Annotated in this window: 27 protein-coding genes and 1 pseudogene; 11 read left to right on the top strand and 17 right to left on the bottom strand. The window is 56.4% G+C overall.

Features of this window, described 5'->3' with window-relative positions; genetic code table 11:
* Nucleotides 1-422: 422 nt before the first annotated feature.
* The 3 genes from CKW15_RS26120 (at nucleotide 423) to CKW15_RS26110 (ending at nucleotide 2919) form a co-directional block, all read left to right on the top strand.
* Nucleotides 423-704 (top strand): excalibur calcium-binding domain-containing protein, encoded by a 282-nt coding sequence (locus CKW15_RS26120; protein ID WP_095152936.1) that lies wholly within the window; start codon nucleotides 423-425, stop codon nucleotides 702-704.
* An 842-nt stretch (nucleotides 705-1546) separates the two neighbouring features.
* Nucleotides 1547-1786 (top strand): hypothetical protein, encoded by a 240-nt coding sequence (locus CKW15_RS26115; protein ID WP_095056019.1) that lies wholly within the window; start codon nucleotides 1547-1549, stop codon nucleotides 1784-1786.
* A gap of 533 nt (nucleotides 1787-2319) precedes the next feature.
* Nucleotides 2320-2919 (top strand): hypothetical protein, encoded by a 600-nt coding sequence (locus tag CKW15_RS26110; protein ID WP_095152935.1) that lies wholly within the window; start codon nucleotides 2320-2322, stop codon nucleotides 2917-2919.
* Nucleotides 2920-3795: 876 nt separating this feature from the next.
* Here CKW15_RS26110 and CKW15_RS26100 read toward each other — a convergent pair.
* Entirely contained in the window at nucleotides 3796-4005 is a 210-nt protein-coding gene (locus tag CKW15_RS26100; RefSeq protein WP_095152934.1) for a hypothetical protein, read from the bottom strand.
* A gap of 100 nt (nucleotides 4006-4105) precedes the next feature.
* Entirely contained in the window at nucleotides 4106-4942 is an 837-nt protein-coding gene (locus CKW15_RS26095) for an NAD(P)H-binding protein (RefSeq protein WP_095152933.1), read from the bottom strand.
* 213 nt (nucleotides 4943-5155) lie between these two features.
* On the opposite strand from CKW15_RS26095, the gene CKW15_RS26090 reads away from it, so the two are divergent.
* Nucleotides 5156-5782: a TetR family transcriptional regulator gene (locus tag CKW15_RS26090; RefSeq protein ID WP_095056240.1), complete on the top strand. Its 627-nt coding sequence runs from the start codon at nucleotides 5156-5158 to the stop codon at nucleotides 5780-5782.
* Nucleotides 5783-5935: 153 nt separating this feature from the next.
* Here the strand turns inward: CKW15_RS26090 and CKW15_RS26085 are convergent, their stop codons facing one another.
* The 12 genes and pseudogenes from CKW15_RS26085 to CKW15_RS26030 all read right to left on the bottom strand — a co-directional run bounded on the left by CKW15_RS26085 (nucleotide 5936) and on the right by CKW15_RS26030 (nucleotide 14453).
* Nucleotides 5936-6220 (bottom strand): hypothetical protein, encoded by a 285-nt coding sequence (locus CKW15_RS26085; protein WP_095056024.1) that lies wholly within the window; start codon nucleotides 6218-6220, stop codon nucleotides 5936-5938.
* A 209-nt stretch (nucleotides 6221-6429) separates the two neighbouring features.
* Complete coding sequence (locus CKW15_RS26080; RefSeq protein ID WP_046038414.1) at nucleotides 6430-6660, bottom strand: hypothetical protein; 231 nt, start codon at nucleotides 6658-6660, stop codon at nucleotides 6430-6432.
* 129 nt (nucleotides 6661-6789) lie between these two features.
* A complete protein-coding gene (locus CKW15_RS26075) occupies nucleotides 6790-7011 on the bottom strand; it encodes a hypothetical protein (RefSeq protein ID WP_095152932.1) in 222 nt (73 codons plus the stop codon).
* Between the two features lie 71 nt (nucleotides 7012-7082).
* A pseudogene (locus CKW15_RS26070) lies at nucleotides 7083-8108 on the bottom strand (DNA topoisomerase IB).
* Between the two features lie 75 nt (nucleotides 8109-8183).
* The gene (gene modC / locus CKW15_RS26065; protein ID WP_095152931.1) at nucleotides 8184-9263 is read right to left on the bottom strand and encodes a molybdenum ABC transporter ATP-binding protein; all 1080 of its coding nucleotides are present in this window, start codon (nucleotides 9261-9263) and stop codon (nucleotides 8184-8186) included.
* A gap of 3 nt (nucleotides 9264-9266) precedes the next feature.
* Complete coding sequence (gene modB, locus CKW15_RS26060; protein ID WP_095056028.1) at nucleotides 9267-9947, bottom strand: molybdate ABC transporter permease subunit; 681 nt, start codon at nucleotides 9945-9947, stop codon at nucleotides 9267-9269.
* Entirely contained in the window at nucleotides 9948-10715 is a 768-nt protein-coding gene (modA, locus tag CKW15_RS26055; RefSeq protein ID WP_095056029.1) for a molybdate ABC transporter substrate-binding protein, read from the bottom strand.
* Nucleotides 10716-10868: 153 nt separating this feature from the next.
* On the bottom strand, nucleotides 10869-11933 hold the full coding sequence (locus CKW15_RS26050; RefSeq protein ID WP_095152930.1) for a nitronate monooxygenase family protein: 1065 nt from the start codon (nucleotides 11931-11933) through the stop codon (nucleotides 10869-10871).
* A 103-nt stretch (nucleotides 11934-12036) separates the two neighbouring features.
* Nucleotides 12037-13116, bottom strand: coding sequence for a bifunctional DNA-binding transcriptional regulator/O6-methylguanine-DNA methyltransferase Ada (gene ada / locus CKW15_RS26045; protein ID WP_095152929.1), 1080 nt, complete (start codon nucleotides 13114-13116; stop codon nucleotides 12037-12039).
* An 86-nt stretch (nucleotides 13117-13202) separates the two neighbouring features.
* Entirely contained in the window at nucleotides 13203-13883 is a 681-nt protein-coding gene (gene alkB, locus CKW15_RS26040; RefSeq protein WP_095152928.1) for a DNA oxidative demethylase AlkB, read from the bottom strand.
* A gap of 63 nt (nucleotides 13884-13946) precedes the next feature.
* Nucleotides 13947-14150: a hypothetical protein gene (locus CKW15_RS26035; RefSeq protein ID WP_143498524.1), complete on the bottom strand. Its 204-nt coding sequence runs from the start codon at nucleotides 14148-14150 to the stop codon at nucleotides 13947-13949.
* The gene (locus CKW15_RS26030; RefSeq protein ID WP_007946189.1) at nucleotides 14151-14453 is read right to left on the bottom strand and encodes a DUF1883 domain-containing protein; all 303 of its coding nucleotides are present in this window, start codon (nucleotides 14451-14453) and stop codon (nucleotides 14151-14153) included. It lies immediately after the preceding gene.
* A 204-nt stretch (nucleotides 14454-14657) separates the two neighbouring features.
* Between CKW15_RS26030 and CKW15_RS26025 the strand changes: the two genes are divergently transcribed.
* Both CKW15_RS26025 and CKW15_RS26020 read left to right on the top strand, forming a co-directional pair.
* A complete protein-coding gene (locus CKW15_RS26025; RefSeq protein WP_095056033.1) occupies nucleotides 14658-15014 on the top strand; it encodes a hypothetical protein in 357 nt (118 codons plus the stop codon).
* 69 nt (nucleotides 15015-15083) lie between these two features.
* Complete coding sequence (locus CKW15_RS26020) at nucleotides 15084-15314, top strand: hypothetical protein (protein ID WP_095056034.1); 231 nt, start codon at nucleotides 15084-15086, stop codon at nucleotides 15312-15314.
* 11 nt (nucleotides 15315-15325) lie between these two features.
* Here the strand turns inward: CKW15_RS26020 and CKW15_RS26015 are convergent, their stop codons facing one another.
* Nucleotides 15326-15607, bottom strand: a complete 282-nt coding sequence (locus CKW15_RS26015) for a hypothetical protein (RefSeq protein ID WP_095056035.1) — start codon at nucleotides 15605-15607, stop codon at nucleotides 15326-15328.
* A gap of 138 nt (nucleotides 15608-15745) precedes the next feature.
* Complete coding sequence (locus CKW15_RS26010; RefSeq protein ID WP_095152927.1) at nucleotides 15746-15934, bottom strand: hypothetical protein; 189 nt, start codon at nucleotides 15932-15934, stop codon at nucleotides 15746-15748.
* 279 nt (nucleotides 15935-16213) lie between these two features.
* Here CKW15_RS26010 and galU point away from each other — a divergent pair, with 279 nt between their 5' ends.
* From galU to gorA, 4 genes are all read left to right on the top strand, one after another.
* Entirely contained in the window at nucleotides 16214-17053 is an 840-nt protein-coding gene (gene galU / locus CKW15_RS26005; RefSeq protein WP_046027377.1) for a UTP--glucose-1-phosphate uridylyltransferase GalU, read from the top strand.
* 436 nt (nucleotides 17054-17489) lie between these two features.
* Nucleotides 17490-17936, top strand: a complete 447-nt coding sequence (locus tag CKW15_RS26000) for an FAD-dependent oxidoreductase (RefSeq protein WP_256583277.1) — start codon at nucleotides 17490-17492, stop codon at nucleotides 17934-17936.
* Nucleotides 17927-19456, top strand: coding sequence for an MFS transporter (locus CKW15_RS25995; RefSeq protein WP_095152926.1), 1530 nt, complete (start codon nucleotides 17927-17929; stop codon nucleotides 19454-19456). Before CKW15_RS26000 ends, CKW15_RS25995 begins: the two co-directional genes overlap by 10 nt.
* 91 nt (nucleotides 19457-19547) lie before the next feature.
* Nucleotides 19548-20906, top strand: coding sequence for a glutathione-disulfide reductase (gene gorA / locus CKW15_RS25990; protein WP_095152925.1), 1359 nt, complete (start codon nucleotides 19548-19550; stop codon nucleotides 20904-20906).
* On the opposite strand, the gene CKW15_RS25985 is transcribed toward gorA, so the two are convergent.
* Nucleotides 20903-21913: a DNA-binding protein gene (locus tag CKW15_RS25985; RefSeq protein ID WP_095056039.1), complete on the bottom strand. Its 1011-nt coding sequence runs from the start codon at nucleotides 21911-21913 to the stop codon at nucleotides 20903-20905. The two genes, gorA and CKW15_RS25985, sit on opposite strands and share 4 nt — an antisense overlap.
* Nucleotides 21914-22147: 234 nt before the next feature.
* Here CKW15_RS25985 and CKW15_RS25980 point away from each other — a divergent pair, with 234 nt between their 5' ends.
* A complete protein-coding gene (locus CKW15_RS25980) occupies nucleotides 22148-23083 on the top strand; it encodes a site-specific integrase (RefSeq protein WP_095152924.1) in 936 nt (311 codons plus the stop codon).
* The last annotated feature ends 17 nt before the right edge of the window (nucleotides 23084-23100 follow it).

Raw genomic sequence — 23100 nt, 5'->3', positions numbered from 1 at the left:
TCTTTGCGGGTCTGCTTACGCTTGCCTGCGTACTCGGCGTCAGCGAAGGTCATCTGTTTCATCGGAAAACTCGGCGGGTGGAGTCCTGGTATTTTGCCAAAATCAGGAAGTCTTCTTCAGAATTTCCCTAGACAGTAAGGTACTTTTCCCGAGTCGATTTAGGAAACCTACGTAAATCGTTCAGATCAGCCAGTTGGGAAGGTTTTTTTGCTGGCGCGGGAGGAGACACACATTCCACATGTGCTTAGGGTGGCCGCGACCCACTTGTACCGCACCAACATTTGTTTGCCTTGTGCGATGTAACGTGGCTTCCCTAGGGGTAATTCGGGCCCTGAGTCTTCGGTGGACATGACCTTTTTCGGTGGTAGGCGGTTGTTGGCAGCGTGAGAACGCAAACGGTATCTCTTCATGGATGGATCAAGATGAAACTGATTCTGGTGGTGCTTGTTGTTGGTCTATTGGCGTTGAAGCTTTCACCTGAATTAAAGTTTTGGGCTGAGGCTCGGTTTTCGAATCCCCAGAGAACCTCTACGGCTGTGACTGCGCCGAAACCCGTTTCCGCTCGAGTCAAATGCGATGGGCGCAAATATTGCTCACAGATGACCTCGTGCAAAGAGGCCAAAAGCTTTCTGCAAAATTGTCCAGGAGTGGAAATGGACGGCGACAACGACGGTGTACCCTGTGAGACGCAATGGTGTCGATGACGATTCGCCCCGAAAATTCACGATAGCGTTTGCGATGAGCACCACTGTTTTTTATCGGGCAATACCTGCCCTTGTCGCTATAACGGCTGACTTTAGAATGGCAGGGGGCAGGGCGGGTAAGTCCATCGCTGCCAAAGGAACCGTTGGCCTTTGCTGAATGTTTATTATGGCGATTGTTGGAGTTGCGCGATCGTTAGCTAACCAATGTTTGAGGTGTAACGTTAGTTTAACAGTCAGCTGTGTGCGATAAAAAAGCACAGCACGCAATCCTCCTTTCTATATAGCTAAGTAATATTTGTGAATTGAGTTTCCAGGGTATAAAAAATCCGATTCGAAACTATTGCCGTCATTAGAGGGTTGGATCATGAGGTTAATAATAAGTTCGTTCTGTATGATGGTGGTCTTATCATCTGGCTTTTCTCTGGCGGCTGATTCTCACAAAGAAAGTAACGTAAAAGGCTCTTCGGTTTTGACGGATAGACATGATAAAAATCAACTGCTTGCTGCGGGGTCCGCTGGTCACGCAGGAAGCCCAAAGCAAGCATGCATCTGTGGAGAAACTAAGTTTGAATGCAAGAATGATCAAAAATGTGATTGTGTAAGTAATGCCTGTGAAAATTAATTGACTGTGAGTTATAGATATTGCACTGGCTGATTTGTAATGCAGTGGAGGCTGGTATGACAGACAGTAAACAGGGAGGTTGTAATTTCTGCCTGAGCGTTTTCTAAATCCAGCATCGGCATCTGCAAATCGCTCTTCCAGACCGGATTTTCACGACCTCGCGCGGCTCATCGGCGAGACCCCCGGTCATCATGTCCACTGGCAAACCATGGAGGTAGATATGGAATGCCTAATTTGCGATGCGCCTGCTTCGGATGTCGATGTTGGTGATGATTACCATGAAAGAGCATGCGCGAAATGCGGCCACTATCGAATTACCCATACAGCGCTCGTTTGGATGGAAACCCATGGCTGGCGATTCGACGTGAAGTTGACTCGGGCCTGGCTCGCTCATCAACAGGGCTCGGGGCTGGTCCCGACTATTGATTCGCAGCAGGCCAGCGTTCTGATCCAGGTTTAAGCCATCACCGATAATGCCTATCACTAACCCAGGCAGCCCGACCGGGAGGCAATCGAACTAGCTTCCCTGCCGGACCACTGTCAAACCCTACGGGCTGATGTGTTTGAAGAGGCATGGGCCTACAGGTTGCTCGTAGGCTGCACATTCGGAATGAATGTCGACTAATCCTTGCACGAAACTCCCGATACACAGCCCCAATAGTGCCGCCATGACGACATAAGCCCACACACGAACGTTCGTAGCGTGCGCCCATTTTCAAGAGTGGGAGCCAGACGCGATACCGGTCCAGCGAGTGAAAGTATGTTTGATCACTAGACTGCGGAGCGTTATCACGTTGTGCCGAGGCATACTTTCGATGCGTGAGTCATGATATTTTCAGGATCCCCGCGTAACAGCGACTTACAAAGCAGCCTCTCAAAAGAGTGACTCTGCCAAGATGCATGTCTTCTGACATTTTTGCCTGCGCTTACCTCTCACGGGTTTCTTGCAGCAAACCCAGGGCGTTTTTTGCTCTGTTTTCTTGAGGGATATGAATGAAACAGTTTTTACTACTGACGTTATTGTTTATGTTTTTGACTGGGTGCGTGACTTCGCCACCCAGTGATCAAGGCAATATCTGCAGTATTTATCGTGAGTACCCTGACTGGTACGAGGATTCGCTGGAAATGCAGAAGGAATATGGGACGCCTCTGCACGTGGCGTTGGCCATCATGAAGCAGGAAAGCAGCTTTGTGGCTGACGCATTACCGCCTCGCGATTACTTGCTATGGGTGATTCCATGGGGGCGAGTCAGTTCTGCTTACGGGTATGCGCAGGCCCAGGATCCGGTATGGGGTGAATACAAGACGGGGACTGGCAACGGTGGTTCGCGTGACAACTTTGATGACGCGATCATGTTTATCGGTTGGTACGCCACGGGCACGCACCGTCAGCTCGGAATCTCCCAATGGGACACTTACAATCAATACCTGGCTTACCACGAGGGACGTGGTGGCTATAGCCGTAACACCTATCGCAGTAAACCTTGGCTGATGCAAGTAGCACACAAAGTGCAACAGCAGTCTGAGATCTACAATGCCCAACTCAAGCAGTGTCGCCAGGAACTGGACGACAATCGCAGCTGGTGGTTCTAAAGGCGATGGGGGTTACGAGTTAAACCTGAACGGTCAGATGAGGTTCGGGGTTCCGATGTGTACCGACCAAAAAAAGCCCCGCTCTCCTGGGGAAGATACGGGGCAAAAGAAGTACACATGGAGAGGAAGGTTGGTTTCTTCAAATACAGACTGGGCTGGATTTGAAGTGTCCGTTAAAGGCGTCACCTGTAAACCCCACCTTCACCAACCCTCCTCGAGACGCATTTAAAGCTGGGTGACGGAAGTAGGGAAATTAATAATTATCAAATATGGACATTTGAAGCGGAAACGTCGGTTCAACTTCTGCCGCGTCTGGGTGGGGCTAAACGTCTGAAAGGCAAACGCCACGCGAATGGGCGTGGCGTAAAGTTAGAAGGGATTTCCTGATGTATTAGCGTGATCAGGATAGTTCCAATTCTAGTTTGCCCACGCTTACAGGCAGGGGGTGCGGTGAATTGATTCGGCCTTCCAGCCTGGTCACGAATGCGAAGGCTTGTGCATAGCTGCAGAACGCAACGCACCACCCGTCCATCCAGACATTCCAGCCTTCCGACGTACTCGCTTTTTCGATTTTTATCAGCATCCTGGAATCCCTCCGTGTGGTGGCTTCGCCGCGTCTGGAACGTGGAAAAAACCGAAGTGCGGCATGTGGCCTTTGTTCTGCCTGTCTTGGGTCAAGACACGGGGCAAAACAGCGCACTTGGGAGGAGAGGGCCGCTCTACAAATGCAGATTTACCGGCGATGAACATCCTTAAAAGCCGCCGCCTGCAGGCTTCTGGATAAAATCTCCTCCCAGGTGCATTGAAGGCTCACGGGAGAAGCGTTGGGAAATTAATAATTATCAAAAATAGATTTATGAACGGCGCGGCCGACTGTTACCGCGAGTTGTTGTCAGTCTCCGTGCCAGCATTGCGCCGCTCATTACCGGATGGATTGCCGAGGTTGAGCAACCGTCTTTCCTGCAGAATATTTTGCAGTGCCTGGCGGTCCGACGGTGCCAACTGATGTTCTCGTTCCTTGAGCTCAAGCAAGATCGGGCTGGACCACTGGCGGTAGGTTTTTTCGGCACTACGAATGGGTGACATTGCTTCCTCCTTTATCAGGCTCCTGCCAATTAAGGTGCTGCAGTTCGATACGGAACCCTAGTCGAGGAAGCTTGATGGCGCCAATGCTGGGCGTCGGACTTCAACGCTCACTTCCCCATATCCCTGAAGCGACCGTGTGTCGCACGTATTCGGAAAAGTCGCGCGCTGGCCGACCCAGTGCTTGCTGCACGCCATTGGCCACCGGGGTGTTGCGACCATCGAGCACGGTGGTGAACAGATACAACACCAGGTCGATCAGTTGAGGGGGCAGTTGCTCCTGCTCCAGCGCTTGGCGATAGGCTTCTCGCGGGACGGCGATGAAATCGATCCGGCGGTGTGTTGCGCTGGCGATCTCCTCAACGGCTTGTGCAAAAGTCAGGGCTCGCGGGCCGGTCAGTTCATAGAGTCGGTGGCTGTGCCCCGGTTGGGTCAGTGCCGCGACGGCGATTTCCGCGATGTCTTCTGCATCGACAAAGGGCTCGGCGATGTCACCCACGGGGAGCGCCAGTTCTCCTTGCAGAATCGGCTCAAGAAAGTGCGCCTCGCTGAAGTTCTGGCAGAACCAGCTGGCTCGCAGGATGGTCCAGTCGATCCCACTGTTCTGCACGACACGTTCAGCGTGTTCCGCTTCGATTTCACCGCGCCCGGAGAGCAGCACCAATGTGCGGATGCCCTGTTTGACAGCCAGGTCGGTGAAGGCCCGAACGGTTTCCAGCGCACCAGGGACGGCGAGGTCCGGTTGATAGGAAAGGTAGACCGCCTGCACCCCGTCCAGCACGGCATCCCAGGTCGATCGATCTTCCCAGTCAAAGGGTGGATTGGCATCTCGAGAGCCGAGGCGAACGGGTACGCCAAGCGTCTGAAGACGTTCTGTGATCCGCCGGCCGGTTTTGCCTGTGGCGCCGAGTACCAGCACGGTTTCTTGAGAGGTTTTCATCGCGGTCATCTCCATCGGTTAATGTGAGTTATGCTCACGTTTAAAAGATGATAGATGCTCATGTTTATTCGTCAACGCTACGAATTCAAAGACCCGACGGATGGACATCATCTTGGGGGCACGCCTGTGCAGTGCTAAGGTGAGTACATGTCATGTTATTGATCGGGAAGCACGCTCGTGCCCAAAAAGACCATCGAACCCTTGAAGCAGCCAATGGAAGCGGCTCGACGCCGTCCCACCCAGCAACGCAGCCGCGAGCGCCAGGAGCGAATTCTCGGTGTGGCGACACAGTTGATTGCGAGCAAGGGCAGCGACCAGCTCAAAATGAGCGAAATCGCCGAGCGTTCCGACATTTCAATCGGTTCCCTGTACCAGTACTTTCCGGACAAGAGCTCTGTCATCCGCACGCTGGCCGAGCGATACAACGCCGAGAGTCGTCGTTGCATTGAAGAGGCGTTGGCTGCGGTTGAAGATGCGGCCGGACTGCAGGCAGCGTATTCGGGGCTGCTTGATCAGTACTACGAGATTGTTTTTGCGACACCGGTCATGCGCGACATCTGGTCGGCCACCCAGGCGGACAAGCAGCTGTTGCAGCTCGAACTGGAGGAGAGTCGGGTGGCCGGAAGGTTTCTGACAGAGGCGATGCTTCGCGTGTATCCAGGGCGCGACGCACAACAGATTGAGGAAGCCGCGTTTCTGATCTGGCACTTGGGCGAGGCGACGATGCGGTTGGCGATCACTTGTGAACCGCAGGAGGGACGAGGGCTGGTTGAAGCATTCAAGCGCATGTCGTTGCGCGAGATCATGGCACCGGCAATTGTTGAGTCCGACCTTCAGTAACCATTTCGAATTCCAGCTGCCGCCACCGCGTTCACGTGATGACATATCAGCCCAGCGCTATTGCGAATGTGGGCCCCAGGCTGGCGATGATGAACAGAACAATTCTGTTCATCGCATCTCCCTCCAGTAGGGCCCTAAGCGTGAAGACGGTAATTAAACGAAGGGTTGGCCGGTAAAGCCACGTGGCAGTCGCTGCAAGCCTTCCATTGCGGTCAGCCTTTCAGTCCAGGCCGAGCGCCAGTCCGTGAGGATTCGGGCGGTTTTGGTTTTACGCTTCGCGCGTCGGACTGCGTTACGTTCGGCCTTGCGCGCTTCTTTGTAGGCATCGGTGTTGCGGCAACTTCTGCATTTCACGCGATTGAGTTCGCGCGTTGATATGAGGTTGCTGCCCTTGTGACCACAGGCAAGGTGCCCGCTGATTTTGAAGTGAGTCACCATTGGAACGTCTCCTTCGTGTCGTGTGAACGGTTGACCTCACGGGCACGGTGACGTTCGATTGTTTTCAAGCCACAAAAAACCCAGCGCCAGGCTGGGTTGGGGGGGCAAACGCAATATTTGATCAGGCGCACACGCTCACGCGGACCGTGGCATCGCCGATCCTAGGCCTGGGTTCAACCCGCTTTCTCGTACCTTGTGTCCGGATCTGATCATCTGAACCGAGGCAGCGGCCGGTCGACCGGTTGTAGCGAAGACAGCGTATTGCGAATCAGCGGCGTGTCCTTTTCGATGTCGTTCAGGCGATCACGGATCCTCAGCGCGGTTGGATGCCCGCCTTGATGGTCAACCCAATCGGCGATTTCCTTGCACGCCGCTGCAAGGCGGGCCTGACGTGAATCAAGAAGGGTGAGCAGGGTGGTGATGGACTCTTTTTCGGACATGGGAAACACCTCCGTTCAAGAAACCTGATAGGGCAGCAAAAAGCCCGCAGGGAGCGAGCTGACTGCTGATGGGGTCACTGGTCCTTCAGCCTATTGAGTATAGACCCGTTAAAAAATGATGAGCGTCCTTCAGCCTTGTCTGGCTGTGACTTGTGATTTGGCATTCAACTGCAAGCAAACACGCTGGGCGTCTTCTTCAAGATCGTAGCCGTCACCGATGAAACCCTGGGTACGGGTGTCCGCAATGCGGTACCAGACGGCGGCGTCCGGAGGCAGGTGATCGGACTCGCCATCTCTGCGGCCATGGATAATGATCTTGTTGCAACTCTTGACGACGAAAATGTCTTCCATGGCGTCTCCGCTGTTGATTTATGTCAGATCAACTATAGAAGCCATTGGCGATCGTGCAAAAAATAGACAGGTCAGTTCGTCGGTTCGGGGGCGGTCAGCATCGTTTCCAAAAACATCGCCAGACCGACTTCCTGGGGCGTGAGGCCTTTACGGGGCCTTGGTTTGGGCAACTCCGCCAGCGCTCCCAGAATGAAGGCATCGAGCACGGCCGGGTGGATGTAGCACTTTCGGCAGACCGCCGGGGTATTGCCCAATTGCTTGGCGACGTTCTTGACCATCTCAACCACATGCCGCTTTGCATCCGGTTCGGTCTCCCAGCGCAATTCACGTAATGTGGCCAACGCGAGTACGCTGCCGGCCCAGGTGCGGTAATCCTTGGCGGTGAAGTCGGCACCTGTGAGCGATTGCAGGTACGTGTTTATGTCAGAAGAACTGACCGTGTGCCGATCACCGTTTTCATCTAAGTACTGAAAGAGATTTTGCCCGGGGATCTCCTGGCAACGCTTGACGATTCGTGCCAAGCGCCGGTCTTTCACCGTGATCTGGTGTTCGATACCGCTTTTACCGCGAAACTGGAAGCGGATCGCACTGCCGTTGATCTCAACGTGACGGCTGCGCAAGGTGGTCAGGCCATAGGAGCGGTTGTCCCGTGCATATTGGCTGTTGCCGATGCGAATCAGGGTCGAATCGAGCAGGGTGATGACCGTGGCCATGACTTTGTCGCGACTGAAGCCCGGCGCGGCCAGCACTAGGTCCAGTTATTGACGCAGTTTCGGCAAGACCCGGCCGAAATCCCGAAGGCGCCAGTATTTGTCGGCATCCCGCACCTCCCGCCAGCGCGGGTGATAGCGGTACTGCTTGCGACCGCGGGCATCCCGGCCGGTGGCTTGCAGATGCCCACGTGGATCGGCGCAGATCCATACATCGGTGTAGGCCGGAGGCACCGCCAGCGAATTGAGGCGCTTGATCTCATCCGCGTCGGTCATGCGCTGCCCCGTTGGGGCGAAGTAGCAGAACTTGCCCCGCAGTTTTTTACGGGTGATGCCGGGTTGAGTGTCATCGACATAATGCAAGTCGGGCGGCAATACATCGGACATGGTGAGAGTCCTTGCGCTGGAGTCAGTGGCCGTTACTGCGATTGACCCCGCGCCGATGCGGTCGTGCCGAGAAATTCAGGCCAGTACCGCCACCGCTTTGATCTGTGCCCAGAGTTGCTGACCGGTGTGCACACCCAACTGATCCCGGGAATAGCGCGTGATGCGCGCGAGCAACGGAGTGCCGGCCGCATCCAGCCGTATCAGGACATGTGCGGCATTGTCGGCGCTCATTTCGCTGACTACCGTGACCGGCAGACGGTTGAGGATGCTGCTTTGCTCAATGTTATGCAGGCTGAGACTCACATCCCGTGCCTGAACCTTGCAACGCAGTGCATGGCCCGCCACCATCGGCGTATGGGCCACGCGAATACTCAAAGTGGTGTCCGGCAGTTGCAGGGTCAGCAGCTGGTAGTCGCTGTCATACGCACTGACGCACCCTTCGATCACCACGCCCGCGTCATCCCCGAGCGCCAACGGCAAGTCGAGGCGGGCCAGGGTTTGCCCAATCGGGCCGCTGGCCAGTGCCTTGCCGTTGCTGAGCAGGACGATGTGGTCGGCCAGGCGCGCCACTTCATCCTGGGAATGACTGACGTAAAGCACCGGGATGTCGAGTTCATCGTGAAGGCGTTGCAGGTAAGGCAGGATTTCGCTTTTACGTTGGGCGTCCAGCGCGGCCAGCGGTTCATCCATCAGCAGCAGTTTCGGGCTGGTCAACAGGGCGCGGGCCATGCCTACGCGCTGCCGTTCACCGCCCGAGAGGTGTTGCGGGTGTCGGTCCAGCAAATGGCTGATCCCCAACAGTTCGGTGGCATGCGCCATGTCGACCCGGCGCTCGTGCTTCGCAATGCGCTTGAGGCCGAACTCGAGATTGGCCAGCACCGAGAGGTGAGGAAACAGGCTGGCTTCCTGGAACACATAGCCCAAGGCACGTTTGTGTGGCGCCACGAAAATGTTCTGCTCGCTGTCTTGCCAGACTTCGTCATTGACCTGGATAAAGCTTTCATCAGCCCGTTCAAGGCCGGCGATGCAACGCAGGCACGTGGTCTTGCCCGAGCCAGAGTGACCGTAAAGGGCAGTGACGCCACGCCCCGGCAGTTCCAGATCGACATCGAGGGCGAACCCCGAGTAAGCCAGTTTCAGACGCGCACGAATCATCAATCAACTCCAGCCGATTTTGGTTTTACGGCTGGAATACAGCGCCAGCAAGACGACAAACGAGAACACCAGCATCGCCCCTGCCAGCCAGTGGGCCTGCGCGTATTCCATGGCTTCGACGTGATCGTATATCTGCACCGAGACCACGCGGGTTTTATCGGGAATGTTGCCGCCGATCATCAGCACTACGCCGAACTCACCGACGGTGTGGGCGAAACCGAGAATGGCCGCCGTGATGAATCCGGGGCGGGCCAACGGCAGGATCACGCTGAAGAAGGTGTCCCAGGGATTGGCGCGCAGTGTTGCGGCCACTTCCAACGGTCGGGTGCCTATCGCGGAAAAGGCATTCTGCAGCGGCTGGACCACGAACGGCATGGAATACAGCACCGAACCGATGACCAGCCCTGCAAAACTGAATGTGAGGGTGCCAAGCCCCAGTGACTGGGTGAGTTGACCGATGAACCCGTGGGGCCCGAGGGCCAGCAACAGGTAAAAACCAATCACCGTGGGCGGCAGCACCAAGGGCAGGGCAACAATCGCCCCGACCGGGCCGCGCAGCCAGGAGCGGGTGCGCGACAGCCATAACGCAATCGGAGTGCCGATGATCAACAGGATGACCGTCGTCAGAGACGCCAGTTTAAGGGTCAGCCAAATGGCGGAAAAATCGGCACTCGATAGCGACATTCAGATCTCGTAGCCGTAGGACTTGATAACCGCGGCCGCTTTTGGCCCCTTGAGGTAGTCAACCAGGGCTTTGGCAGCCGGGTTGTCTTTACCTTTGTTGAGGATCACGGCGTCCTGTTTGATCGGGTCGTGAAGGCTGGCCGGAACGATCCAGGCCGAGCCACTGGTGATTTTGCCATCCTTGTAGATCTGCGACAGGGCGACAAAACCCAGCTCGGCGTTACCAGTGGAGACAAATTGGTAGGCCTGGGTAATGTTCTGGCCTTCAACGAGCTTGTCCTTGACCTTGTCGGTCAGGCCCTCTTTGGCCAGCACCTGAGTCGCTGCCAGGCCGTAAGGCGCGGCTTTCGGGTTGGCGATGGACAAATGCTGGTACTCATTCTTTTTCAGCACATCGCCCTTGGCATCGACATAGCCGTCTTTAGCCGACCACAGTGCCAGGGTGCCAACCGCATAGGTGAAGCGCGAGCCTTTGACCGTATCGCCTTCGGCTTCAAGTTTCTTCGGCGTGCTGTCGTCTGCCGAGAGGAACACTTCGAACGGCGCGCCATTCTTGATCTGGGTGTAGAACTGACCGGTCGCACCGAAGGACGTAACCAGTTTGTGCCCGGTGTCCTTTTCGAAATCGGCGGCAATGGCCTGAATGGGTGCGGTGAAATTGGCGGCTACGGCAACCTGCACTTCGTCTGCCTGGGCAGAGCCGAAGGCGAACACGGCAAGCAGGCTTGCGAGGCCGGTGGGGACAAAACGTGAGGCGCGGATGATCATGAAACGGCTCCGTCGTAGGCAAATGCAGCCAGGGGGTTATTCGTTATGTACAAAAATATATAACGAACTGTATGCAAACGGAACGTCGAAAATGCACAAATCACAATTTTGTTGCAGCTGAGCAGGGCGCGTCAGCTGCAACAGGGTGGCGTGTTACCGCCCCAGCAATCTGGCCAAACCTTCCTCGGCGAGGCGTTTGGTCAGTTCTGCGGTGGTCAGCTCAACGCCAAGATTGAACGCCTGCCCGGCCCACAGGGTGCTGAAATCCGCTTCATCCTTGGCGCGCAAAGGCATCAGTGCGCCGCCAGCGAGCGGGAAGGCCGGCGCCTTGGCGCTCATTGGACCCAGTTCGCGCATCGCCCGATTAAGAATGCCCCGCGCCGGACGGCCAGTGAAAATGTTGGTGACCGCCGTCTCGCTTTCCTTGGCGGTGCGCAACGCCTTGTGATGGGATGCGCTGACCTTCGCTTCCGGCGTGAACAAATAAGCCGTTCCGACCTGCACCGCCGAAGCGCCGAGCATGAATGCGGCCGCAACCCCGCGTGCGTCAGTGATGCCACCAGCGGCAATCACCGGAATGTTCACCGCGTCGACGATCAGCGGAACCAGCGCAAAGGTCCCGACCTGGCTGCTCAAGTCATCACTGAGGAACATCCCGCGATGCCCTCCGGCTTCATAGCCCATGGCGATGATCGCGTCGCAACCGTGTTGCTCCAGCCACACCGCTTCTTCAACGGTGGTGGCCGATGACAGCACCTTCGCACCGGTGGCTTTAACGCGATCAAGCAAGGATTTTTCCGGCAAGCCAAAGTGGAAGCTCACGACCTCTGGACGAAGCGCTTCGATCACTTCACACGTGGCGTTATCAAAGGGCGCACGGTTGGAAACCGGCGTCGGCGCCTCGAAGTCGGCACCCAGTTCCTGGTAGTAGGGTTGCAACAGGTTTTTCCATTCCAGCGCACGTTGCTCATCCGCCATCGGCGGTTGATGGCAAAAGAAATTGACGTTGATAGGGCGCTGGGTGTGTTGGCGAATCGTTTTCAGTTCTTCGCGCAATTGCTCCGTACTCAACATGGCGGCCGGCATTGAGCCGAGACCGCCAGCGTTACTCGCGGCAATGACCATGGAGGAGAGCGTGGCGCCGGCCATGGGCGCCTGGATAATCGGCAGTTCGATCCCGAGCAGGTCAAGAATGCGGGTATCTGGCCATTGGTTCATGTGCAGTGTTCTCCGACGTTGAGTTCGGGCTGGGACGGTGGAGCAGGATTTGTAACGCAACGACTGGTGCAAGGCCAGTCGTGATTTCGCAATGCCCTACACCTCACGGTAAGTCCAGCGCCAGCGACTCGCGCTCCAGCAACTGACGTTTGCGCTCGACGCCCCAGCGATAGCCTGACAGATTGCCGTCGCTGCGCACCACGCGGTGGCATGGAATCGCCACGGCCAGGCTGTTTGCGCCGCAGGCTTGAGCCACGGCGCGAACCGCTTTTGGCGACCCGATGCGCTGAGCGATATCGGCGTAGCTGGCGGTGCTGCCAACGGGAATCTCGCGCAGCGCTTGCCAGACCCGCTCCTGAAACACTGTGCCGCGTACATCCAGCGGCAAGTCCAGGCCCATCGCGGGCGCCTCGATAAACCCAACGACCCTGGCGATCAGTTGCTCGAATGCAGGGTCGGCGCCGATCAGGTTGGCGCGCCGAAACTTGTCCTGTAGATCGCACACCAGTTGATGAGGATCATCTCCAAGCAAGATCGCGCACACCCCGCGCTCACTCTGCGCCACCAGAATCGCACCCAGCGAGCACTGGCCGACGGCAAAACGAATGTCGTTGTTCTGCCCGGCCGCACGATAATCCCCAGGCTTCATACCGAGCAGTTGATCAGCCGCTTCATAAAAACGGCTGTTGGAATTGAAGCCTGCTTCATAGAGCGCATCCGTCACCGAACTGCCCTCGGCCAGATGTTCCCGAACCCTGCGAGAGCGGTGGGCCGTGGCGTAACCCTTGGGGGTCAGGCCGGTGACGGCTTTAAACACCCGATGAAAGTGGAAACTGCTCAGGCCCGCCGCATCGGCCAGTTCGGCCAGTGCGGGAAGTGTGGTCGCAGATTCGATCCGGCGACACGCAGCCGCCACGGTCGCGGCATGTTGCGCGGCGACCTCACTCTGATCCTTTGCCGCGCGCTTGCTGGGTCGGTAACCGGCTGCCTGCGCCTGTTCGGCCGTGTCGAAGAACTCGACATTCTGCGGCTTGGGCAAACGTGCCAGGCTGCTGGGGTTGCAATAGATGCCCGTGGTTTTGACCGCGTAGACAAACTGCCCATCGGCCTTCGGATCGCGTGCGACAACGGCAGCCCAGCGCGGATCGTTTTCGGTGTTGATCGGGTTCGATTGACTGGCCATGGTTCATGTCCGTTGAGGGATTTCCTGCACGTTAACCGCGTGACAACCGCATCGCACTCCGGCGCTTGCGGTCGAATTCGAAGCGTTCATCCCGCCGTGCGGAACGTAAAGTTGATGCGTTGCTCACCCAGCTGCGGATGGGTTCCGTCCTTGATCGGCAGCACGCCGTGGTAACGCAGGCGATCGACACCGCCCCACACCACGATGTCGCCGTGCAGCAAGGGAATGCGCTGGCTTTTATCGCTGCGCTCAAAACCGCCGAACAGGAACATCGCCGGCAAGCCCAGCGATACCGAAACGATGGGCGCAGCGAAGTCTTGTTCGTCTTTGTCCTGATGCAACGACATCTTCGAACCGGGGACATAGCGATTGATCAGGCAGGAATCCGGCACAAAATCAGCAAATCCTGCCTCCCGTGCTGCCGCTTGCGCCAATTGCAAAAACACTTCGGGCATTGCTGGCCAGGGCTTGCCCGTCTGCGGATCGTGACGGGTGTAACGGTAACCGCTGCGGTCAGTGGTCCAGCCGAGCGTGCCGCAACTGCTCAGGGCAACCGACATGGTGAAACCGCCCGGTGTGACCATCTGACGAAACGCCGCGGCAGCCAGCACGATTTCCAGAGCGGGCAGTACGCGGTCCAGCCACGGCAGGGCGAACCCTCTCAACACGCAGGACTGTTCGCCGATCTGCACGCACTTGGGCTGTTGCTCGGGTTCGGCATCGGCAAACAGGTCGAACGTCTGCGGGTTCATGGGCTCATAACGCATCGTGAAAACATCCTGATGCAAACAGCGCTCCGGCACTTGCGGTCGAATTCAGCTGGGCACTGATTACAACGCTTTGCTGACGCTGATTTCGCTGATCACATCGTCGCCAGCGCCATGGAGAGCGGCCAGTGCTGCCTTGGCTTCTTCTTCTGTGCCGTTTTCAAGCTGGGCAAACTCGAAACGGCGTTCGCCATTGAGTTTGTATTTGATGACGTATTTGGTCGTTTGAGCCACGGTGATGTCTGCCTTTTTAATCGGGTCCGTCACTCAGCTCAGCTTCGTGCTGGAGCGGCGGATGATCTTGATCGAATGAGTCAGCGTCGGTTTGCGGGTCACGCTGATCGGGCGACGGTTGACCGTGTCGATCGTGATGTTCCAGAAACCGGTGCTCGGCGCGGTGATGCGGGCCGGGAAAGTATCGAACGCACCGCCGTGATAGGTATGACGACCGCCATTCTTGAAGCTGCGGAAGTTGGCGTCGTTCATTAAACGGATGTTGCAGGTTTGGGAGCATTGAATGACGACGATGTCGTCTTCGTTGAGGTGCTCGCGCTGGTGGATAAATTTCATGGGGCGCCTCCAGAAGGGCTTTTTCTACAAAATCAAAACGATAGCATGGGCGATTTGGCGCGCAGTTTATCAGCCCGTACAGCTAATTATCCGGCCGGGAAGGGCTACCGAGGCAATAAAAAACAGTTATTACGCATCCCAAGCGCAATCTCCCGGAGAAAAACGGTGATTGCGCTGTCGGAGGGTCTTTATTGGAGGTTTTGTATGAAGTGGGGTTTTTGGGTTCTGCCGCTGGCTTTGGCGATGAGTGGTTGTGCAAGCGTCTCCGATATCAACGAGACGATGCCGACCATGAACGTGATTTCAGGCAAGAAGCCCCATGAATACTCCGAATGCCTGAGCAAGCAACTGGCCGAAAGCCGGGGTGCCTTGCAAGTCGAGCGGCATAAGGACGGGGAACGGGTGATCGTACCGCAGAAGTTTTCGTCGGGGCCGTCCGCTGTTATCGATATCGAAGAACGCTCCGGCGGCAGCAGCATCAAGCTGCACGAGAGCATGTCCAATGTGCCGGTGCGTCCACGAGATGTCAGTGATGCAGTGAATGCGTGCATCTCCGGCTGATAGAATGTCGACCGTTATCGATGCCGTCGAAGCGAGGCTTGGACGGCATTGTCATTTCTGGAGTCGGGCATGAAGCGAGAGCGGGTACGGGAGCGGCATGCAGAGGGTCATATCTCTGCCACCCATGTGATTCAGAATCCGGCGAACCCGGGGGAGTGGATCGTGTTTTTCAAGAAGAGCGCCGGGCGCAGCTTTTTTCTGGTCGATGAGAACGACGAAGTCGAGTCCTTCGTCAGTCTCGACGAGCTGATCGAGACCGTGCGCGGGCTCGGGATCAAATTCGCCGAAATTCACATGTAGGGCAGGGCGGCCTACTTGCAGACCACCACGACGCTGCGGTTCTTGAAGTTGCCCACATCGGCGCCGAGGGTCTTGTCGCTTTCCTTGAGTGCTGGCGTGCCATCGGTGCCGACAATCTGGTAGCCGGTACCTGCGCAGGAGGCTTCGGCTTTCTCGTAGCAGGCGGCCCAGGAGTTGGCCTCCCCGGAGCAATCAATGGCCAGGCCCTGCTCGCCATTGTTCAGGTACATCTTTTCAGAGGTGGCGCAGCCGCTCAGGGCCAGTATTGCGATCAGTGGCAAAAATTTGGTCATGTCGTGGTCGTCGTCAAGGTGGGGGCAAGGCTGTGACAGCGCCAAAGTCAAAAGGTTATAGCCAAAGGCCACTTCGGCGCGGGTATTTCATAAAAAAGCCCTGCGCATGGGCAGGGCTGTGGGCGTGTCAGGCCTCTATCAGTTCTTGTCCTTGCCGCGTCGCGTGGGCTCTGGATGTTCGAGCTGCAACACCGATGCCACTTCGATCGCCATCGCTTCGGAAGGGAAAGGACCGGCGATATTCTCGCCGCCGACGCTGTCTACCCACCATTGACCATCTTTTGCCTTGTTGATCAGGAACCCGTTGACGCTTTTTTCTGCCGACATCTATTTGCCTCGTTGTCTGGTTCAATCGCGCCATGATAGCGCCAAATGCACCGAACCGGTGCTGACCCGCGCAGGGTGGGCGTTTTTGTTATTTGATGTCAGTGCAAATCGGCGAGTCTCTGCTAGGGTTGCGCAGCCGTCTGCTAAACCTGCGGGGAACTATCCGGGCGAATATTTCTCTATGTTGACATCGGTTAGCCAGCGCAGGGCATTGTAAGGTGCTCACTGGCTGATTAGACTGCGCCGAAACTCGTACACACAGCCCTTTCAAGGACTTTTATGATCAAGAAATGCTTGTTCCCAGCAGCCGGTTACGGTACTCGCTTCCTGCCAGCGACTAAAGCCATGCCTAAAGAAATGCTGCCGGTGGTGAACAAGCCACTGATCCAGTACGGCGTCGAAGAAGCACTGGATGCCGGTTTGACCGAAATCTCCATCGTCACCGGTCGCGGCAAGCGCGCCCTGGAAGACCACTTCGACATCAGCTACGAGCTGGAAAACCAGATCAAGGGCACCGACAAGGAGAAATACCTGGTCGGCATCCGTCGCCTGTTGGATGAGTGCTCGTTCTCCTACACTCGCCAGACTGAAATGAAAGGTTTGGGCCACGCGATCCTGACCGGTCGCCCACTGATCGGCGACGAGCCGTTCGCCGTGGTGTTGGCGGATGACCTGTGCGTCAACCTGGAAGGTGACGGCGTACTGAAGCAGATGGTCAAGCTGTACAAGCAGTATCGCTGCACGATCGTCGCGATCATGGAAGTAGATCCGCAAGAAACCAGCAAGTACGGTGTGATTGCCGGCGACCTGATTGGTGACGACCTGTACCGCGTGCGCAACATGGTCGAGAAGCCAAAGCCGGAAGATGCCCCGTCGAACCTGGCGATCATCGGTCGTTACATCATGACGCCGGACATCTTCAGCCTGATCGAACAAACCGAGCCAGGCAAGGGTGGCGAGATCCAGATCACTGACGCCCTGATGAAACAGGCGCAGGATGGTTGCGTGATTGCCTACAAGTTCAAGGGCAAGCGTTTCGACTGCGGCGGCGCCGAAGGCTACATCGACGCGACCAACTTCTGCTTCGAGAACTTCTACAAGACAGGCAAGGCTTACTGATAGCGCCTTGGTTGCTTGTACTGAAAAAATAAACTCACGCTGTGTAAAACATAGGTGAGACTAAGAAAACGTCCCGACTTGTTCGGGGCGTTTTTTTTGCGCGTCGAAAAAAACCTTTCAAATATTGATGTCACCCATTGCGCGAGACTAATAGCTAACTCGTTTAAAATGCTGGCAGTAAATTATTTGTTTTGCTGGGCGCGTGTGTTCGCAAAAAAGGGTTGGCGTAATTTTATTAAGGTGTTTTTTGTTGTTTGTCTCCTGTTGTCTGAAGGCTTTTTCATACATTTTGCATGTGTCTATGTCCATTTGTAACGTGGATATAATATGAAATGATTTACGTATTGAATTGCAGTGTGCCGAAGTTTTAGAAATAAATTGTTTCCCGAATGATAATTTATTTCTCCGTCGCTGGTGACGGTTCGAGGTGTACATGGTGTTCGACGTTATTGTCGTGGGCGCAGGAGCAGTTGGTGGCTCAATTGCTTATGAGCTATCAACACGAGGTCTAAGCGTATGTCGCATAGGTGAGACGGATCGCAAAAATGCAGCGTCAAAAGCTGCGGGCGCGATGAATGGATGTTTCGGGGAGGTAACAAGCGGTCTGCTTTCGAGCGATTATGGTCGATTAAAACTAGATATGGACCGACAAGCCCAGTTTCTATGGTCAAGTTGGGCGGAGCGCTTGGCAATTTCCTCAGGCGATTCTAGTTCGTTATTTACCGCTATCGGGACTCATGTGTTGCTCAATTCCGCTGGCATGGATGAGATAGGCAGCGTTGACTACGACACCAAGGAAGTGCGCAGGAAAGGTTTCACGAGCGCAATGAAAATGCCTCGTGAATTTTTTGTGTGCAGTAAGGAGTTTTACCCATGGCATTAATAAGTGAGCCGACACTCTGCGGAGCGAGATCAAAGCGTTGGTTAGGCCTAAGCGTGCTGATGCTGCCTGTACTCCTGGTGACAGTTGACAATACGGTGCTTGGATTCGCGTTGCCAAAAATTGCCGAGGCTCTGGGTCCGAGCGCTAGCCAGCAGTTGTGGATGATCGATGCTTATTCGCTGGTACTGGCGGGGTTGCTGGTGTCGATGGGTAGTCTGGGAGATCGAGTCGGTCATCGTAAGTTGTTGCTGGCAGGGTCATTGGGTTTTGCGATTGTGTCGGTGCTAACCGCGTATTCCGATACCTCAACGCAACTGATTGCCGGGCGAGCTTGTATGGGCGTTTTCGGTGCAATGCTGATGCCCTCAACGTTGGCCTTGATACGTTCGGTGTTCGAGGACCGAGAAGAACGCAGACTGGCAGTCGCGATCTGGGCAACGACGTTGACGGTTGGCTCGGCACTCGGTCCTTTGGTGGGCGGTGTGTTGCTGGAGTTCTTCAGTTGGGGGGCGATTTTCCTGTTGGCGGTGCCCGTGTTGGTGCCGCTGCTGATACTGGGCCCAATGTTGTTGCCCGAATCTGAGCGAGACGCTTCAGGACCACTGGATCCGCTTAGTATCGTGCAATCGATGGTTGCCCTTGGTGCCATCGTTTATGGCATTAAACACAGCGCGAGTAATGGTATCGACTGGATGACGCTGACAGCGTTAGCAGTAGGCGTAGTTGCGGGCTGGATGTTTGTGCGTCGACAGTTATGTTTGCCAGTGCCGCTGATGGACCTGGCTCTGTTCCGCAGTGGCACCTTTAGCGGCTCTGTCGCGATCAATTTGATGAGCCTCGCGTTTCTCGTCGGCTTCGTATTCTTTACCACTCAGTTTCTGCAGATCGTTCTTCAGATGTCGCCCTTGAGTGCTAGCCTCGCGTTGATTCCTGGTCAGGTCATGGCGATTGTAGTGGGGATGGCGGTCGTGCCTGTCGCACAGCGATTACAGGTGCATGTGCTGATACCGATTTTGATGGCGTTTGCTGGAGCGGCGTTTTTGCTGGTCGCCAGTATGGGCAGTAGCCTGACCGTTTTAGTGGTGGCTTTTGCCTTGCTGAACATTGGCGTGGGCGCGATCGCGACGGTATCCAATGATGTGATTTTGTCATCCGCACCAACAGCAAAGGCGGGCGCCGCGTCTGCCATTAGCGAAACGGCATATGAAGTGGGTGTGGTTTTGGGGACGACAGTGCTCGGCGGTGTCGTTACGGCCTACTATCGCGGCGCATTGCAGCTTCCGGGGATTCTGAGCGAAGAGCAGATGATGCTGGCGAGTGAGACGCTGTCTGGCGCCTATCATGTGGCGGCAGGTTTGAAGGGTGATCAAGCAAGGGAATTGATGGCGCAGGCGGGAAGGGCATTCGAAGGTGGGATCGGTTTGGTTTCGTGGGTGACGTTCGGCTTGGCGCTCACGGCGATTTTGATGGCTTGGCGCACTCTGCGGCCATCGAAAACGCAATCTGCAGAGGGGCATTGATCGAAAACGAAGATTGGGCTGCGCATTTCTGCACAATGCTTGCTCCGTGGGCGTCCGCAGGTATGCTGGTCACCTGCCAAGGAGATTGAAAATGGCCTACGATTTTGACCTTTATGTGATTGGTGCCGGTTCCGGCGGTGTGCGGGCGGCGCGGTTTGCGGCCGGGTTTGGCGCGAAAGTGGCCGTTGCGGAGAGTCGTTACCTGGGCGGTACCTGTGTGAACGTCGGCTGTGTGCCGAAGAAATTGCTGGTGTACGGCGCGCATTTCGCCGATGACTTCGAGCAGGCCTCGGGTTTTGGCTGGACGCTGGGCCAAGCGCAGTTCGACTGGCCGACGCTGATCGCCAACAAGGACCGTGAGATCAATCGCCTCAACGGCATCTACCGCAACCTGCTGGTCAACAGTGGCGTGACCTTGCATGAGGGGCACGCGAAGATCGTCGATCCGCATCAGGTCGAGGTCAATGGTGAGTGCTTCACCGCGAAAAACATCCTGATCGCCACCGGCGGCTGGCCGCAGATCCCGGAGATTCCGGGGCATGAGCATGCGATCAGTTCCAACCAGGCGTTCTTCCTCAAAGAACTGCCCGAGCGAGTTCTCGTTGTGGGTGGTGGTTATATCGCCGTCGAGTTTGCCGGGATTTTCCATGGCCTCGGCGCACAAACCACGCTGGTGTATCGCGGTGAGATGTTCCTGCGCGGTTTTGACGGTTCGGTGCGCAAGCATTTGCAGGAAGAGCTGACCAAGCGGGGCATGGACCTGCAGTTCAACGCGGACATCGAGCGCATCGACAAGCAGGCTGACGGCAGCCTGAAAGTCACGCTCAAGGATGGTCGCCAATTGGAAGCCGATTGCGTGTTTTACGCGACCGGTCGGCGTCCGATGCTGGACAATCTCGGGTTGGAAAACACCGGGGTCAAACTCGACAAGAAAGGCTTCGTCGAGGTCGATGATCTCTATCAGACCGCCGAGCCGTCGATCCTGGCCTTGGGCGATGTCATCGGTCGCGTGCAACTGACGCCGGTGGCGCTGGCCGAAGGCATGGCGGTTGCGCGACGCCTGTTCAAGCCTGAGCAATATCGTCCCGTGGATTACAAGATGATCCCGACGGCGGTGTTCAGCTTGCCGAATATCGGCACCGTCGGTTTGACCGAAGAGGAGGCTCGCGAAGCTGGCCATGAGGTGCAGATTTTCGAGAGCCGTTTCCGCCCGATGAAGCTGACCCTGACTGAATGTCAGGAGCGCACCTTGATGAAACTGGTGGTGGATGCCAAGACCGACAAAGTGCTGGGTTGCCACATGGTCGGTCCGGAGGCCGGGGAGATCGTTCAGGGCCTGGCGATTGCGTTGAAGGCGGGCGCGACCAAGCGCGACTTCGACGAGACCATCGGCGTGCACCCGACGGCCGCCGAAGAGTTCGTCACCATGCGTACGCCGGTCGCCGGTTAATCGTCTTTGGCTGCGTCTGGCGCCGTCGCAACGACGGCCGCCAGACGCACGCTTTCCTCCAGGTCTGCCTGGGCTTTGGTCAATTCAAATTCCAATGATTTGTTGATCTGCGACTGCTCATCGACATTCTGTTTGAGCGCCTGACTTTCCAGCAGGGCGATGCGCAAGCGTTCCTGGAGGAGGGTGCGCTCGCTGTCTACGCGGGTTGTCTGCTCCAGCAGTTGATCCTGACGGGTATTGCTTTGCTTTAGCTGCTCCTGCATCAGGCTCAGCTCTCGCAGCGTGCCGCGGTTTTCAGTCAACAAGCGCTCGTTGTCACGGTGCAGCTGGGTGATTTCGTCCTGGCGGACGAGCGCGCTCTGCTGCGCCTGACGCAATTCCATCTGTAGCTGTTGCACCTGGCCTTCGTGGCGGCTCAGCTCCTGCTCACGCTGCTCCTTGACCGCGTTGCGATAGTGCTCCAGCGCCTCGCGGGCATGCAGGTGTTTCTCTTCAAGGGAGCGGATCTGCTCGTCCTTGTCTTGCAGGCGCAACTCGAAATCGGTCAGGGCCTGGTTCAGGCCGGCGTTGCGCGATTGCTCCGATTGCAGCAGGGCGCGGGTTTCTTGCAGGGCTTCGGATTCCTGGGTCAGTGCCAGGCTTTGAAATTCGTATTGTTGCTGCAGCTCAGTGTTGTTGTCTTTTGCTTCGGCCAACTGGGTTTCCAGGTCTTTGCGCTGTTGCTCGAACTGCTCGCGGGCCTGATCGATAGGCTCTTGCGCCTGCTCCTTGAGCCGTTGCGCCAGTCGCGCGACCAATGCCAGCAGCTCATCGTCAATCGGCGCTGACGGTTCTTCAGTGATTTCGACTCGGTCATCCAGCTCTTTGAGATAGCGATGGATCGTGGTTTTCGACCCGGTATTGCCCATCTCGATCCGTACCGCATCAATGCTGGGGTTTTCACCACGAGCGAGGATTGCCAACCGGGCAGCCTGAACTACCGCTTTATTTACGCCGCCACGTGCCATGAGATCTCCTACGATTTATAACTGTGGTACATACCATTTCAATACACATTGTACCATTCAAACTAAAAAGTTAAATACTGAATGTAATTAACACGGGATATACTGGTATTACCCCGTGTCATTCCTGATTTCGTGGGTTCAAGGCTTTATTCCAGTACACAACGCACTCTGTAGGAGCGAGCCTGCTCGCGAAAAACCCGAGAGCGCCGCAGTCCCAGGTGATGGTGTTTTTCAATGAGTGATATCGAGCGTTACCTGCAAGCCGCGACACGCGACAACACCCGGCGCAGCTATCGGGCGGCCATCGAACACTTCGAGGTGGCGTGGGGCGGGTTTCTGCCGGCGACCAGCGATAGCGTGGCGCGTTATCTGGTCGCCCACGCCGGGGTGTTGTCGATCAACACCCTGAAGCTGCGCTTGTCGGCGTTGGCGCAGTGGCACAACAGCCAGGGCTTTGCCGATCCGACCAAAGCGCCAGTGGTGCGCAAGGTGTTTAAAGGCATTCGGGCGCTGCACCCGGCCCAGGAGAAACAGGCTGAGCCTTTGCAGCTTCAGCATCTGGAACAAGTGGTGGCCTGGCTGGCGCAGGAAGCGCAAACCGCGAAAGCCGAAAATGACCGTCCTGCGCTGTTGCGCGCCAAGCGGGACACCGCATTGATCCTGCTGGGGTTCTGGCGCGGCTTTCGCAGTGACGAGTTGTGCCGGCTTCAGATCGAACACGTGCAGGCCAGCACCGCTGTCGGCATCACGCTGTACCTGCCGCGCAGCAAGAGTGATCGCGAGAACCTCGGCAAAACCTATCAAACCCCGGCATTACAGCGACTGTGCCCGGTGCAGGCCTATATCGACTGGACCACTGAAGCGGCGCTGGTACGCGGGCCGGTGTTCCGCGGCGTCGACCGCTGGGGCCATTTAAACGAAGAGGGTCTGCACGCCAACAGTGTGATTCCATTGTTGCGTCAGGCGTTGGAGCGCGCAGGCATCGCCTCCGAGCATTACACCAGCCACTCGCTGCGCCGTGGTTTTGCAACGTGGGCGCATCAAAGTGGATGGGACTTGAAGTCGCTGATGAGCTACGTGGGCTGGAAGGACATGAAGTCCGCCATGCGCTACATCGAGACCAGCCCGTTTCTGGGCATGACGCGACTCGAAAAACCTGTCGCACCGTAAATTCAGTTTTCTTCTAT

The organism is Pseudomonas sp. Irchel s3b5 (assembly GCF_900187435.1).
Classification (GTDB): Bacteria; Pseudomonadota; Gammaproteobacteria; order Pseudomonadales; family Pseudomonadaceae; genus Aquipseudomonas.
The sequence above is the reverse complement of the archived record's forward strand: the minus strand, read 5'-3'. Positions and strand labels throughout refer to the sequence as shown.